Raw genomic sequence first — 13,209 nt, forward strand, 5'->3', positions numbered from 1 at the left:
CATGGCGGTCTACACGCAGGTCGACGCCGCGGCGCTGGCGGCGTTCCTGACGCGCTACGATGTCGGCACCGCGCTGAGCTTCAAGGGCATCGCCGAGGGGGTCGAGAACTCCAATTACTTCGTCGCGACGACGCACGGGCGCTTCATCCTGACGCTGTACGAAAAGCGCGTCGATGCGGCGCAGCTGCCCTATTTCCTCGCTCTGACGACGCACCTCGCCGACGCCGGCCTGCCGGTGCCGCGGCCGATCCAGGACCGGGAGGGTGTCGCGCTGCAGACGCTGAACGGCCGCCCGGCGTGCCTGATCCAGTTCGTCGAGGGCGTGTCGGTGACCGCGCCGAACGACGCCGAAACCCGCGAGGTCGGCGCGGCACTCGGCCGCCTCCACGCCGCGGTCGCGAACTTCGAGGGGGAGCGTCCCAACGGCCTCGGCCCCGCCGGCTGGGCGCGTCTCGCCGCCGATTGCGCCGGGCGGCTCGACGCGATCGAGCCAGGTCTCGAGGCGCTGGTCGCGGACCAGCTCGCGAGCATCAACGCGGCGTGGCCAACGCACCTCGACACGTCGACGATCCACGCCGACCTGTTCCCCGACAATGTCCTGATGCTGGGCGGCAAGGTCACCGGACTGATCGACTTCTACTTCGCCTGCACCGACATCCGCGCCTACGACATCGCGGTGACCCACGCCGCCTGGGTGTTCGACGGCGACGGCGCAGCATTCGCGCCCGGACGCGCCGCAGCGCTGATTGACGGCTACCGCAGCGTTCACGCGCTGAGCGAAGCCGAGGTCGCTGCCCTGCCCGTGCTGTGCCGCGCCGCGTCCCTGCGCTTCCTGCTGACCCGCGCCTACGACTGGCTCAACACGCCCGCGGGCGCGATGGTGACGCGCAAGGACCCCCTCGCCTTCGCGCGCCGCCTGCACTGGTACGGCGCCGCCACCCCGGAGCAGATCCTTGGCCGCTGACCTGCCCGCCGTCACGATCCACACCGACGGCGCGTGCAAGGGCAACCCCGGCATCGGCGGCTGGGGCGCCATCCTGCGCATGGGTGCGGCCGAAAAGGAGCTGATGGGTCACGAGGCGCACACCACCAACAACCGCATGGAGCTGACTGCCGCGATCAAGGCGCTCGAGGCGCTGACCAAGCCGTGCGCGGTGACGCTGACCACCGACAGCAATTACGTCCGCGACGGCATCATGAAGTGGGTCCACGGCTGGCAGAAGAAGGGCTGGCGCACCACCGACGGCTCGCCGGTCAAGAACGTCGAGCTGTGGAAGGCGCTGCTCGCCGCTACCGCGCGCCATCAGGTGACGTGGAAATGGGTCAAGGGCCACGCCGGCGACCCGGGCAACGAGCGCGCCGACGCGCTGGCCAATGCCGCAATCGACGCCGCACGGGGGCGCGGCACGGCGACATCGTGACATGGCGGCGTCGCGCAACTCCCGGCGTATAGTCACGCATGGCATTGACGGTCTGGTTCGACGGCGGGTGTCCGCTGTGCACGCGTGAAATCGCGCTGATGCGCCGCCTCGACCGCGCTGGCCGCATACAGTTCGTCGATGCCGGCGCGAGCGACGCGGCGTGTCCGATCGACCGCGCGGCGCTCCTGGCGCGCTTCCACGCGCGCGAGGACGGCGTGCTGCTCGACGGCGCAGCGGCGTTCGCGGCGATGTGGCGGGCGATTCCGCTGCTCCGCCCGCTCGGCCTGCTGGCGCGCTGGCGTCCGGCGCTGCACCTGCTCGAACGGGCTTATGTCGCCTTCCTGCGCGTCCGGCCCCGCCTGCAGCGGCTGGCCGCGTGACCCCCGATCCGGTCCGCCCCGGCCAGCGCAGTGTCTGGGACTTCCCGCGCCCGCCGGCGATCGAGCCCGAGCCGCGCCGACTTGAGATCGTCCACCGCGGGCAGGTGATCGCCGCGACAAGCGCGAGCTTCCGCACCCTCGAAACCAGCCACCCGCCAACCTATTACTTCCCGCCCGGCAGCGTCACGCCCGGCGTCTTGCAGCGTGCCGCGCAGTCCAGCTTCTGCGAGTGGAAGGGCCACGCGGTCTACTTCGATGTCGTAGCCGGCGGCGAAGTCCTGCCTGGTGTGGCGTGGAGCTACCCGGCCCCAACCGCCGCCTTCGAAGCCCTGCGCGACCACCTCGCCTTCTACGCCGCGCCGTTCGACGCGTGCACCGTTGGCGGCAAGCGGGTGACGCCGCAACCCGGCGGCTTCTACGGCGGCTGGATCACCAGCGACCTCGCCGGCCCGTTCAAAGGCGTGCCGGGCTCGCGCTTCTGGTAGCTGAGGCGGGCGGAGACCGTTGACTAAACGCTGCAATTGCTGCGGAATTGTACCAGAACGACTCGTCTGCAATTGGAATGCCCGTGATCCGTCCCGCGCCGCTGCTCTGCCTGGCCCTGCTGTTCGGCGCCGTCGTCGCCCCCGTGTCGGCCCAGCCGGTCGAGGAACTGCACCTCGCCTGCTACGGTTCGGGCGAGAAGCAGGTCAGCAGTTTCAGCAACGATTACTACTGGGATCGCCGCGACGGCAGGTACCGCAGCCGCGACGGCATCGAGAACACCACGCGCAACTTCGAGACGGCGGTGTCGATCGACATCGCCGATGGTCAGGGGCGCATCCGCCTCGCCAAGACCGTCATCCCGCCCCTCAACAATGGCGGCGAGGGCGACGGTTGGTGGCGTCTCGATGCCATCAGCGTGACCCCCGACGAGATCAGGGCGAGCTACAAGCTGAACGGTCTCAATCACCCCAAGGTGCGTATCGATCGGCGCAGCGGCGCAATCACGATGAGCGGCCTCAACATCGACTTCACCGGGCGCTGCGACGCCATGGATCGTGACGCCCGCCGCTTTTGAGCCGCGGCGTCAGGTAAACAGCGAGCCCACGACGAACACGATCACCGAACTGAGCACCATTGCACCCGTCGCATCGGCGAGGCTGCGGAGGACCGACTGGCCGAGGTGGCGGGCGAACCAGCGGATCTGCACGATGCAATACCAGATGAGCGAAACGGAGATCAGGACAAGGCCCGTCAGCGCGCCGGAGTCGGCGCCGGTGCGAAGCATCGTCCAGCCGACGCTGAAGAACAGTGCGAATGCCGCAGCGGCATAGCACTGCGCAAAGAATGGCGGCCGCAGCGTGTCGCGATCGACAACAATGGCTTTGCGGACCAGCAGCCAGGTCGCCATGGTCAGCGGGAAGACGCTGAACAGCAGCGCGCGCATCATGACGAGGCTCGTGTCGCTGTCGACCAGCGCGCTGACGCCGCGCGTGCTGCGGACGATCTCGCTTGGCCCGACGAGGATGAGCTCCGCGGCATGCGCGACCACCATCGCCAAGAACAGGAACAGCGGCGGACTTAGTCCATCGAGGTAAGGTTGCGTTTCGGACCGGGCGGGCGCCGCCGCGCCATGGTTCATCATCCGTGCCGGACGAAACAGCGATCGCCACAGCGTCAACGGGAAAAACAGCAGCCAGGACACCAGCTCGTAGAGCAGCTCGTCGAGCGAACGCAGTAAGCCGAGTATTCCCATCGTGTTGCCAACCCTGGCACAGTTGGCGTCATAGGTCGACCGCGCCGCGCGCCTAGGTCTTGGCACGACGCTTTCACTTGACATCACGAACCGTATAGGTTATAGACAAACTGGTTGGAAGGGCGGGAGGTGGCGACCGAGTTTGGGATGGTGGGTTCGTCGGCTCCCGGCTTGCGTTCCGTGTGATCTTAAGGGCGAAAGGGTCCCGCGCCAAAAGCGCTTCGCACCGTCAAATTCGCTTACTTATTCATCTTCGCAAGCCGCGCCGGGTCGTATGGTGCCGCATCGACCTGGGTTTCACGCACGAGCAGCAGGTCGGCCGCGAGCCGGCCCCAGGCAGGCGCGGTCTGGATGCCGATGCCCCCCTGCCCCGCGCACCAGAAGAACCCCGGCACGGCGGCGTCGAAGCCGATGACCGGCGCGCGGTCGGGGGCGAAGGTGCGCAGGCCGGCCCAGTGGCGCTCGACGCGCCTGACACGGTAGCGTGTCGCCGACTGGAAGCGGTCGACGGCGACGGCGATGTCCATCTCCTCTGGCGCGGCGTCGCGCGGCACGTCGGGGATCTCGTCGTGGGGGGAGACCCACATGCGGCCCGCGTCGGGCTTGAAGTAGAAGGTGCCGGCGGCGTCGAAAGTCACCGGCAGCGTGGGGTCGGGAACCGGATCGACGTCGAGGACGACCATCGTGCGGCGCAGCGGGGTCAGGCTCAGCGGCTGCGCCCCCGCCAGTTCGGCGAGCCCGTCCGCCCAGGCGCCCGCCGCATCGACGACGATGTCGGCGGCGACCTCGCCCGCGGTCGTGACGATCCGCCACCCCGCTCCTTCGCGGTGCAGCGCGGTGACGCGCGCGTCGGTCAGCAGCGCCGTCCCGGCCCGCCGGGCGCCGCCCAAGAACCCAGCGTGCAGCGCCGCAACGTCGATGTCCCAGCAGTCGCCCTCCAGAAGCCCGGCACGCGACCAGCCCTCGGCGAGCATCGGGAAGCGCTCAGCCAGCGCTCCGGCGTCGAGCCGCGCATAGTCGATGCCGTCGCGGTCGAAGTCCGCCGCCAGCGCCCCGATCGCCGCATCGTCGCCGGGGGCGGCGAGGTGCAGCCCGGCACGCGGGGTCAGCAGCGGGCGCGCAAACCCCGGGGGAGGATCCATGAAGAAGTCGCGGCTCGCGGCGGTCAGCGGGAGGACTGCGGGGCCGCCATAGCTCGGCACCCAGAACGCCGCCGAGCGCCCGGTGGTGTGATAGCCGGGGTGCGCCTCGGCCTCGATCAGCGTCACGTCCGCCGTATCGCCGAGCGCCCAGGCGAGGCTCGCGCCACCCATTCCGGCGCCGACGATGGCAATGCGCGGCCTCATGCCAGGAACTCCGCGATCGCCTCGAACACGGGCAGGCGGATGGCGTCGATCTCGCGCACCAACTCGTGCCCCGCGCCCGCGAAGTCGCGCACCCGGGCGTGCGGCAGACGCGCCGCCAGCCGGACGGTCGCGGCATTGTCGACCAGCGCCTCTCCTTCCGCGGTCAGGATCAGCAGCGGGGTCCCGATCCCCTCGGGCACGCCGGGCGCCGCCAGCGCGTCGATCGAGGCGAAGGCGGCGTTCAGCCAGCCGTTGGTCACCCCGCCGAGCGCCCACTCGGGGTGCTGTTCGAGCCACCAGCCCTCGTCGGCGTAGCGGCCCAGATCGTGCGTCAGGCGGCGCTGGCGCAGCGTTCCCGGCAGGCCGCGCGCCAGCGCCCCGTTGCCCGGCGCGTACGCCTCGCCGTTGCCCAGCGCGCACGCCAGCGCCGCGACATGCCGCGCCAGCCACGGCCCGATCGGCGCCGCCTGCAGCCCGACCATCGGCGACAGCAGCACCGCGCGCGCGAAGTCGGGATGACGGCTCAGGTGGCGCAGCAGCAAGTGAGCGCCCATCGAATGCGCGACCGCATAGTAGGGCGGCGGCAGTGTCGCACGGAACCACGCGACCTGCTCGGCGAGGTCGCCCAGCCACGGCGCGAAGTCGCTGGCATGGCCGCGCGCATCACCCAGCAGCCGCCCCGACCCGCCCTGCCCGCGCCAGTCGAAGCTCGCGACGCCGTAGCCGCGGCCCGACAGGTCGTGGATCAGCTCGGCGTACTTCTCCATGAAGTCGCCGCGCCCGTTGAGCACCAGCACCGAGCCCGCCGCGCCGTCGCCCGCGCGCATCGCACTGCGCACCCCCCAGCCGTCGCGCATGGTGCGCATCTCGACGCCCATCCCGTCGGGCAGGCAGCGGCGCTGGTCGGGGGCGGCGAGCATGCGTCTGCCGATAGGCGAGCGGCGGTGGCCGCACAACGTGGCCAAGGGGGCTTGCGTCGTTGTGCCGGGGCTGCGCGTTATCGCGCAGTCCATCATGCCGGAGCCACCATGACCGAGTTCGTCCTGACGCCGCAGCTTATCGTCACCGCCGTCATCGCGCTGCTGATCGGCCTCTGGCTGGGGTTCATCATGCGCAGCGGCACCAAGCGCCGCGCGCTCGACGCCGAGGCCCGGATCGCTGCGCTGTCGTTCGACTTCAACACGCTGCTGGGCGAGCGCGACGCGCTGAAGCTGGAGCGCGACTCGCTCGACGAGCGGCTGCGCCCCCTCGCTGCCGAGGTCGATCGGCTGAAGCGTCTCGAGGCGCGGCGTACGTCCGCCGGCGCAGAGGTGCCTGTCGACATGGCGGCGGACCCCGCGGTGGGCGCGGTCGGCGACCTCGACGCGCTCGACGTGCGCCGCCTGAAGGGCGTCGGCGACCGCTTCGCTGCAGCGCTCGCCAAGCTGGGGATCACCCGCATCGACCAGATCGCGGCGTGGTCTGGCGCGGATGCCGATGTGATCGATTCGCAGCTGGGGTCGTTCGCCGGGCGCATCCGGACGGACCGGCTCGTCGAACAGGCGCGGCTCCTGCACGAGGGGCGGACGACGGAGTATGAGACGCGGTTCGGGGCGCTCTGACCGGAGCCGTGCGATCGATCGCTTGATATGTCCCGTCCGCGGCGACGACGCCGCGGCAAGCGGCACGCCTACAGTAGAATCCACGATCGTATCGGATAACCATTACGGCTATCTATTGGATATCGAACGAATGATTAAGGAAGCTTTCACAGCCGGTCGAAGCTGATCCGACCAGCCCGGCACTTGGTGCCGGGCCACTCGAGCGGTTGGGGGACTGCATGAGCGGTCGATGCTGTCGACCGTCCTTCGTCATCGTCGATTTCCGAAACCACCGAGCGGGGGGACTGCATCGCCATGACCATTTCGGGGCTTCACGGACCGTTGTTCGCCATCCTTGCCATGTTGCCGGTGCCGTCCGCCGCCGCCATCCTGCTGGGCTCAGACCTGCAGGGCCTTTCGGTCTTTTCGAACACCGCGATCACCGCCGGTGCAGGGGCGCGGGTGTACGGCAGCCTGATGGCCGGCGACGTCGCGACCGCAGGGGCGGGTAGTTCGGTGCACGGCCACTACACGTCGGGCGGCGCGTCGGTGATCGGTGCGGACGGGGTGACGATCGGCGGCAACGTCAACGCCGGCGGTGCCGTCACCGTCGGTGAAGCGACGACCATCCACGGCGATGTGACCACCGGTGCGGCGGCGACGCTGGGTGCCGGGGCGACGATCAACGGCGACGTCAACGCCGCCGCGGCGGTCACTGTCGGCGCAGCGTCGGCGGTCGCGGGAAGTGTCCGCGCTGGTGCCGCAGCCACGATCGGCGCCGACGCGACGGTCGCCGGCACGGTCGGTGCTGTCGCCGCGATCACCCAGGGTGCGGGCAGCCAGGTCGGCGGTATGCACGCGCTTGCGTCACCGCCGGTCGAATCGGCCGCCTACGCCGCCGCCCTCGCCGATCGCGTCGGCGTTATCCGGACGCAGGTCGTCGCGGCGCAGACGGGCTTTGCCGCGATGGTCGCGACGGGCGCACTGACCCCGCTGATGACGAGCGACACGACGCTGCTGTCGGGCGTCTACAGCGCGAGCAGCCTGTCGACGACCGCCGGTACGACGCTCACTCTCGACGGCCAGGGGCGTGTCGGTCAGGTCTGGGTCTTCAACATCGCCGACAGCCTGACCACCGGGGCCAACACCAATATCGTGCTGATCGGCGGCGCGACGGCCAACAGCATCATCTGGAACACCGGCAGCTATGCCAGCCTCGGCGCCGATTCACGGCTGCTCGGCACGCTGCTCAGCGGCGGCTACATCAGCATCGGTGCGAACACCCAGGTCACCGGCGTCGGCGGTACGTGCGGCGGTGCCTTCTCGGCCGCATCCTATGTCACAGCGGCGGCAGGGGCGACGGTCGGCGCCGAAGGGTGCAGCGGCATCGACCGAGGGTCAGCGTCGCCGCCGGCCAGCCCGCGCCTGCTGCCCGACGGCAACGCGGTGCCCGAGCCGTCGACCTGGGCGCTGCTGCTGGCGGGCTTCGCGATGGTCGGCCGCGCGATGCGCCGCGCGGGCATGCGTCAGGTTACCGCCTGAGCGCCGCCTGCGCCGCCGCCAGTCGCGCGATGGGCACGCGGTAGGGCGAGCAGCTGACGTAATCGAGGCCGAGCGTCTCGCAGAAAGCGATGCTCAGCGGGTCGCCGCCATGCTCGCCGCAGATGCCGAGCTTGATCTCCGGCCGCGCCGCGCGCCCCCGCTCGGCGGCGAGCGCGATCAGCTCGCCGACGCCCTCGACATCGATGCTCACGAACGGGTCGCGGGCGTAGATGCCCTGCTCGACATAGACCTGCAGGAAGCGCGCGGCGTCGTCCCGGCTGATGCCCAGCGCGGTCTGCGTCAGGTCGTTGGTGCCGAAGCTGAAGAACTCGGCCGCCGCCGCGATCTCCCCGGCGCGCAAGGCAGCGCGGGGCAGCTCGATCATCGTGCCGACCAGATAGTCGAGCGTGCGGCCGGTCTCGCCGAACACCTCGGCAGCGACGCCGTCGATCTGCGCCTTGATGATCTCCAGCTCGCGCGGCGTCGCAACGAGCGGCACCATGACCTCGGGCACCACCGTCGCGCCAGTGCGCACCGCGACGTCGACCGCCGCCTCGAAGATGGCGCGCGCCTGCATCGCGTAGATCTCGGGGTAGGTAATGCCCAGCCGGCAGCCGCGATGGCCGAGCATCGGGTTGAACTCGTGCAGCTCCGACACGCGGCGGCGCAGCGCCTGGACCGAGATGCCGACCGCAGCCGCGACCTCGTCGAAGTCGGCTTCGTGCGCGGGCAGGAACTCGTGGAGCGGCGGGTCGAGCAGGCGGATGGTCACCGGCAGGCCGGCCATGATCTCGAAGATCGCGGCGAAGTCGGCGCGCTGCTCGGGCAGAAGCTCGGCAAGTGCGGCGGCGCGCGCCGTGCCGTCCTCGGCCAGGATCATGCGGCGCACCGCAGTGATGCGCGCGGCGTCGAAGAACATGTGCTCGGTTCGGCACAGGCCGACCCCCTCCGCCCCGAAGCCGCGTGCGGTGCGGCAGTCGTCCGGCGTCTCGGCGTTGGCGCGGACCTTCATGCGGCGGTGCGCGTCGGCCCAGACCATCAGGCGGCCGAAGTCGCCCGCCATCTCGGGCTCGACAGTCGGTACCGCGCCCGCCATCACCTCGCCGGTCGACCCGTCGAGGGTCAGCACGTCGCCCTCGCGGATTTCGCGCCCGCCGACCCGCATGATGCGCGCCGCGAGGTCGATCGAGATGCCCCCCGCCCCCGATACGCACGGCCGTCCCATGCCGCGCGCGACGACCGCGGCGTGGCTCGTCATGCCGCCTCTCGCGGTCAGGATGCCCTTCGCGGCGTGCATGCCGTGGATGTCCTCGGGACTGGTTTCGGTGCGCACCAGGATCACCGCCTCGCCCGCATCGGCGCGCGTCGCGGCGGTATCGCTGTCGAACACCGCAATGCCGCTCGCCGCACCCGGCGACGCGGGCAGCCCCTTGGTCAGCACGTCGCGCGGCGCGGACGGGTCGAGGGTCGGGTGGAGCAGCTGGTCCAGCGCGCCCGGGTCGACGCGCAGCACCGCCTCCTCGCTCGAGATCAGCCCCTCGCCCGCCATGTCGACCGCGATTTTCAGCGCTGCCTTCGCGGTGCGCTTGCCCGACCGGGTCTGCAGCATCCACAGCTTGCCCTGCTGCACGGTGAACTCGATGTCCTGCATGTCGCGGTAATGACCCTCGAGCAGGTCGAAGACGCGCGCCAGCTCGGCGAACACCTCGGGCATCGCCTCTTCCATCGACGCCGCCTTGGCCCCGGCGCGCTCGCGTGCGGCCCGCGTCAGGTATTGCGGCGTGCGGATGCCGGCGACGACATCCTCGCCCTGCGCGTTGATCAGGAACTCGCCGTAGTGGACGCGCTCGCCGGTCGCGGGGTCGCGGGTGAAGGCGACGCCGGTCGCCGAGGTCGCGCCCATGTTGCCGAAGACCATCGCCTGGACGGTGACCGCGGTGCCCCAGCTCTCTGGGATGTCGTTGAGGCGGCGATAGACGCGGGCGCGCTCCGACCGCCACGAGCCGAACACCGCGCCGATCGCGCCCCACAGCTGGTCGTGGACGTCCTGCGGGAAGGCGTCGCCCCACGTCTGCAGCACGATCGCCTGGTAGCGCGCGACGAGGCCCTGCAGGTCCTCGGCCGACAGCTCGGTATCGAGCGTGACGCCGCGGTCCTCCTTGAGGATCTCGAGCGCGTCCTCGAACAGGTAGTGATCGAGACCGAGCACGACGTCGGCGTACATCTGGATGAAGCGGCGATAGCTGTCCCACGCGAAGCGCGCGTCCTTGCTCGCCTCCGCGAGCCCTACGACGGTCGCGTCGTTGAGGCCGAGGTTGAGCACGGTGTCCATCATGCCCGGCATCGACACGCGCGCCCCCGACCGCACCGAGACGAGCAGCGGGTTCGCCGCGTCGCCGAAGACCATGCCGGTGTGCGCCTCGATATGCGCGATGCCCGCGGCGACGTCGGCCTTGAGCGCGTCGGGGAAGCTCTCGCCATTGTCGTAGTAGAGCGCGCAGACCGCGGTGCCGATGGTGATGCCCGGCGGCACCGGCAGGCCGATCGACGACATCTCGGCGAGGTTGGCGCCCTTGCCGCCCAGCGCCTCCTTGGCCGTCGCGTCGCCATCGGCGACCCCGCCGCCGAAGCGGTAGACGTGGCTGGTCGGACTGTCGGAAGGCATCGGGCGGCGTCCCTCGAATATGAACAAGTAAGCGAATTTGACGGTCAGAGCGCTCTTTGGCGATTCGGCTCAGGGCCACCCATTCGCAGCTTAAGTAGTTGTTTTATATCGATTATATTCTGCCGACCTGTTCAGCCCTCGATCTTGGAGAAGTCGGCGACATTGTGCACCGCAGCACGGAAACTCGCCAGCAGGTTCAGGCGATTTGCCCGCACCGCGGCGTCGGGATCGTTGACCATCACTGCGTCGAAGAATGCGTCGACCGGCGCGCGCAGGCGGCTGAGCGCGGTCATCGCCTCCTCGAAGGCTTCGCGGGTCACGGCGTCGGTGGCGGCCGCGAGCGTCGTGGTCAGCGCGTCGGCGAGTGCGCGTTCGGCGGGTACGGCGAGCAGCGCCGGGTCGGGCGCCGCGGCGAAGGCCTCACCCTTGGCCTCCTCGATGCGCAGGATGTTCGCGGCACGGCGATAGCCGGCGAGCAGGTTCGCGCCGTCGTCGGTGTCGATGAACGCCTGCAATGCGCGGACGCGAGCGAGCAGACGGACGAGGTCGTCCTCGCCGCCGAGGGCGAAGACTGCGTCGATGATGTCGGGGCGGATGCCGGCTTCGCGCTGCTGAACTTTGAGGCGGTCGGCTAGGAAGTCGTAAAAGAGTGACAGAATCTGCGTACGTGGTCGCAGATGTACGAAGGCGTAAGCCTCAGCATGATCGACGCTGCGTGGCTCCTGAAAACCGGGGCTATCGAAAGGTAACTCGAAGAACCAAGAAAAGTCATCCAACGCTTGGTCTGCGCTAGTTACCCTCGTAAGCGTAAGCGTCGGTTCGAACTCGATGAAGTATCCGTGAAATTTTTTGATAAGAGTTTCGACGACTGACTGAAATGTAATTTCAGCGCCATCGAAGAGCGAAATTCGAATGCCGTTCCGTACTATTATCCTAAGTATTCCTAGGGCGGCACGTCGGAGAGCATATGGATCTCGTGAGCCTGTGGGTACCTCCAGAATAGTGTAGAAGGCGGCTAATGTATCCAGCTTGTCCGCCAGCGCGACGGCGACGCTGACCGGGGCGGTGGGCACGTTGTCGCTGGGGCCGACGGGTTTGTAGTGGTCGCGGATGGCGTCGGCGACCTGCGGGTCGAGGCCCTCTGCAAGTGCGAGGTAGCGACCGGCGATGCCTTGGACCTCGGGGAATTCGCCGACGGTGGCGGAGACGAGGTCGGCCTTGCACAGGCGCGCGGCCTGTTCGGCGAGATCGGCGAGGTGCGACACTGAAACTTCGTCATGCTGGCGAACGCTAGCACCCATTGTGGTGCCTGCTCCGCCGTCCGTGTTCGCACCACCGTGGGTGCTGGCGTTCGCCAGCATGACCGGGCTTGGGGAGGGTGGAACCGCCCCGCTCTCCACGAGCCAGCGCGCGAGCTTCGCCACGCGCTCGACCTTGTCGGCGACGGTCCCCAGCTTCTCGTGGAAGACGATCGACTCCAGCTTGGGCAGGCGGTCCGCCAGCGGCACCTTGAGATCGGCATCCCAGAAGAACTTGGCGTCGGACAGGCGCGCCGCCAGCACCTTCTCGTTGCCCGCGACGATCGCCGCGCCGCCATCCGGAGCGGCCAGCCCTGCGACGCAGACGAACGCCGGGGCGAGTGCGCCCTGCCCGTCCGCACACGCGAAATACTTCTGGTTGGTGCGCATGGTGAGCTGGATCACCTCGCGCGGCACGTCGAGGAACGCCGCGTCGAAGCGGCCGAGGAGCGGCACCGGCCATTCGGTCAGCCCGGCGTTCTCGGCGATCAGTCCGGCGTCCTCGATCAACGTCAGGCCCGCGGCAGTCGCGGCGGCGCGGGCACCCTCGGCGATGATCGCCGCGCGTTCGGCGGCGTCGATCACGACATGGGCATCGCGCAGTTGCCCCGCATAGCTCGCGGCGCTGCTGATCTCCACCGGCGCGCGGTGCATGAAACGGTGGCCGCGCGTCGTGCGGCCGCTGGTCACGCCGGCCGCCTCGAACGGCACGACCGTCTCATCGAGCAGCGCGACGATGCCCGACAGCGGGCGCACCCAGCGCGGGGATGCGGTGGTCACCGACGCATCGCCCCAGCGCATCGACTTGGGCCAGTCGAAGTCGCGGACGATCGCCGGGATCAGCTCGGCGAGCACGTCCGCCGCGGGGCGCCCGGGGGCGCGGATGGTGGCGTAGAGGAACTTGCCCTTGGGCGTGTCGCGCTCCTCGAGGCTCTCGCGCGGCAGGCCGGTCGAGCGGACGAAGCCCTCGATCGCCTGCGCCGGCGCGTCAGCGCGGGGGCCGCGGCGTTCTTCCTCAGTGGCGGTGCCCTCGGCCGCGAGGCCGTATGCGATCAGGATCAGGCGGCGCGGGGTGACATGGGTCTCGACGCTGGCGACGGGCAGCTTGCCCGCGATGCCGGCCTCGAAGCGCTCGCGCAGCTGGGCTGCGGCGCGCGGCTGCATGCGCGCGGGAATTTCCTCGGTGAGGAGTTCGAGGAGGAAGTCAGGCATGGGGCACCGCCCGCACGTCCCCACCCC

Annotated in this window: 12 protein-coding genes; 7 read left to right on the top strand and 5 right to left on the bottom strand. The window is 69.7% G+C overall.

Features of this window, described 5'->3' with window-relative positions; translation table 11 throughout:
* Position 1: 1 nt before the first annotated feature.
* The 5 genes from thrB to FMM06_RS09450 all read left to right on the top strand — a co-directional run bounded on the left by thrB (position 2) and on the right by FMM06_RS09450 (position 2,861).
* Complete coding sequence (gene thrB / locus FMM06_RS09430) at positions 2–964, top strand: homoserine kinase (protein ID WP_144236986.1); 963 nt, start codon at positions 2–4, stop codon at positions 962–964.
* Complete coding sequence (gene rnhA / locus FMM06_RS09435; protein WP_144236987.1) at positions 954–1,421, top strand: ribonuclease HI; 468 nt, start codon at positions 954–956, stop codon at positions 1,419–1,421. Before thrB ends, rnhA begins: the two co-directional genes overlap by 11 nt.
* Positions 1,422–1,459: 38 nt before the next feature.
* Complete coding sequence (locus FMM06_RS09440) at positions 1,460–1,801, top strand: thiol-disulfide oxidoreductase DCC family protein (RefSeq protein WP_144236988.1); 342 nt, start codon at positions 1,460–1,462, stop codon at positions 1,799–1,801.
* Positions 1,798–2,286 (top strand): DUF427 domain-containing protein, encoded by a 489-nt coding sequence (locus FMM06_RS09445; RefSeq protein ID WP_144236989.1) that lies wholly within the window; start codon positions 1,798–1,800, stop codon positions 2,284–2,286. The genes FMM06_RS09440 and FMM06_RS09445 overlap by 4 nt, the downstream gene beginning before the upstream one ends.
* An 83-nt stretch (positions 2,287–2,369) precedes the next feature.
* Positions 2,370–2,861, top strand: a complete 492-nt coding sequence (locus FMM06_RS09450) for a hypothetical protein (RefSeq protein ID WP_144236990.1) — start codon at positions 2,370–2,372, stop codon at positions 2,859–2,861.
* Between the two features lie 9 nt (positions 2,862–2,870).
* Here the strand turns inward: FMM06_RS09450 and FMM06_RS09455 are convergent, their stop codons facing one another.
* From FMM06_RS09455 to FMM06_RS09465, 3 genes are all read right to left on the bottom strand, one after another.
* Complete coding sequence (locus FMM06_RS09455; protein ID WP_144236991.1) at positions 2,871–3,539, bottom strand: hypothetical protein; 669 nt, start codon at positions 3,537–3,539, stop codon at positions 2,871–2,873.
* A gap of 239 nt (positions 3,540–3,778) precedes the next feature.
* Positions 3,779–4,885, bottom strand: coding sequence for an NAD(P)/FAD-dependent oxidoreductase (locus FMM06_RS09460; RefSeq protein ID WP_144236992.1), 1,107 nt, complete (start codon positions 4,883–4,885; stop codon positions 3,779–3,781).
* Positions 4,882–5,805 carry an alpha/beta fold hydrolase gene (locus tag FMM06_RS09465; protein ID WP_185965119.1) on the bottom strand — a complete coding sequence of 308 codons (924 nt, stop codon included), beginning with the start codon at positions 5,803–5,805 and terminating at the stop codon, positions 4,882–4,884. The genes FMM06_RS09460 and FMM06_RS09465 overlap by 4 nt, the downstream gene beginning before the upstream one ends.
* A gap of 108 nt (positions 5,806–5,913) precedes the next feature.
* On the opposite strand from FMM06_RS09465, the gene FMM06_RS09470 reads away from it, so the two are divergent.
* Positions 5,914–6,486 carry a hypothetical protein gene (locus FMM06_RS09470; RefSeq protein WP_144236994.1) on the top strand — a complete coding sequence of 191 codons (573 nt, stop codon included), beginning with the start codon at positions 5,914–5,916 and terminating at the stop codon, positions 6,484–6,486.
* A 294-nt stretch (positions 6,487–6,780) separates the two neighbouring features.
* Complete coding sequence (locus tag FMM06_RS17190) at positions 6,781–8,007, top strand: ice-binding family protein (protein ID WP_144236995.1); 1,227 nt, start codon at positions 6,781–6,783, stop codon at positions 8,005–8,007.
* Here the strand turns inward: FMM06_RS17190 and ppdK are convergent.
* Together ppdK and glyS are read right to left on the bottom strand one after the other, a co-directional pair.
* The gene (ppdK, locus tag FMM06_RS09480; protein ID WP_144236996.1) at positions 7,997–10,672 is read right to left on the bottom strand and encodes a pyruvate, phosphate dikinase; all 2,676 of its coding nucleotides are present in this window, start codon (positions 10,670–10,672) and stop codon (positions 7,997–7,999) included. The genes FMM06_RS17190 and ppdK overlap by 11 nt on opposite strands.
* 131 nt (positions 10,673–10,803) lie before the next feature.
* Positions 10,804–13,182, bottom strand: a complete 2,379-nt coding sequence (glyS, locus tag FMM06_RS09485; protein ID WP_144236997.1) for a glycine--tRNA ligase subunit beta — start codon at positions 13,180–13,182, stop codon at positions 10,804–10,806.
* Between the last annotated feature and the right edge of the window lie 27 nt (positions 13,183–13,209).

The sequence above is a fragment of the Glacieibacterium frigidum genome (assembly GCF_007097155.1).
Lineage (GTDB): Bacteria > Pseudomonadota > Alphaproteobacteria > Sphingomonadales > Sphingomonadaceae > Glacieibacterium > Glacieibacterium frigidum.

Coding starts and splice junctions, on each gene's coding strand:
- FMM06_RS09465 (WP_185965119.1), bottom strand. CDS start 5,805: ATGCTCGCCGCCCCCGACCAGCGCCGCTGCCTGCCCGACGGGATGGGC.
- glyS (WP_144236997.1), bottom strand. CDS start 13,182: ATGCCTGACTTCCTCCTCGAACTCCTCACCGAGGAAATTCCCGCGCGC.
- FMM06_RS17190 (WP_144236995.1), top strand. CDS start 6,781: ATGACCATTTCGGGGCTTCACGGACCGTTGTTCGCCATCCTTGCCATG.
- ppdK (WP_144236996.1), bottom strand. CDS start 10,672: ATGCCTTCCGACAGTCCGACCAGCCACGTCTACCGCTTCGGCGGCGGG.
- thrB (WP_144236986.1), top strand. CDS start 2: ATGGCGGTCTACACGCAGGTCGACGCCGCGGCGCTGGCGGCGTTCCTG.
- FMM06_RS09440 (WP_144236988.1), top strand. CDS start 1,460: ATGGCATTGACGGTCTGGTTCGACGGCGGGTGTCCGCTGTGCACGCGT.
- FMM06_RS09460 (WP_144236992.1), bottom strand. CDS start 4,885: ATGAGGCCGCGCATTGCCATCGTCGGCGCCGGAATGGGTGGCGCGAGC.
- FMM06_RS09470 (WP_144236994.1), top strand. CDS start 5,914: ATGACCGAGTTCGTCCTGACGCCGCAGCTTATCGTCACCGCCGTCATC.
- FMM06_RS09455 (WP_144236991.1), bottom strand. CDS start 3,539: ATGGGAATACTCGGCTTACTGCGTTCGCTCGACGAGCTGCTCTACGAG.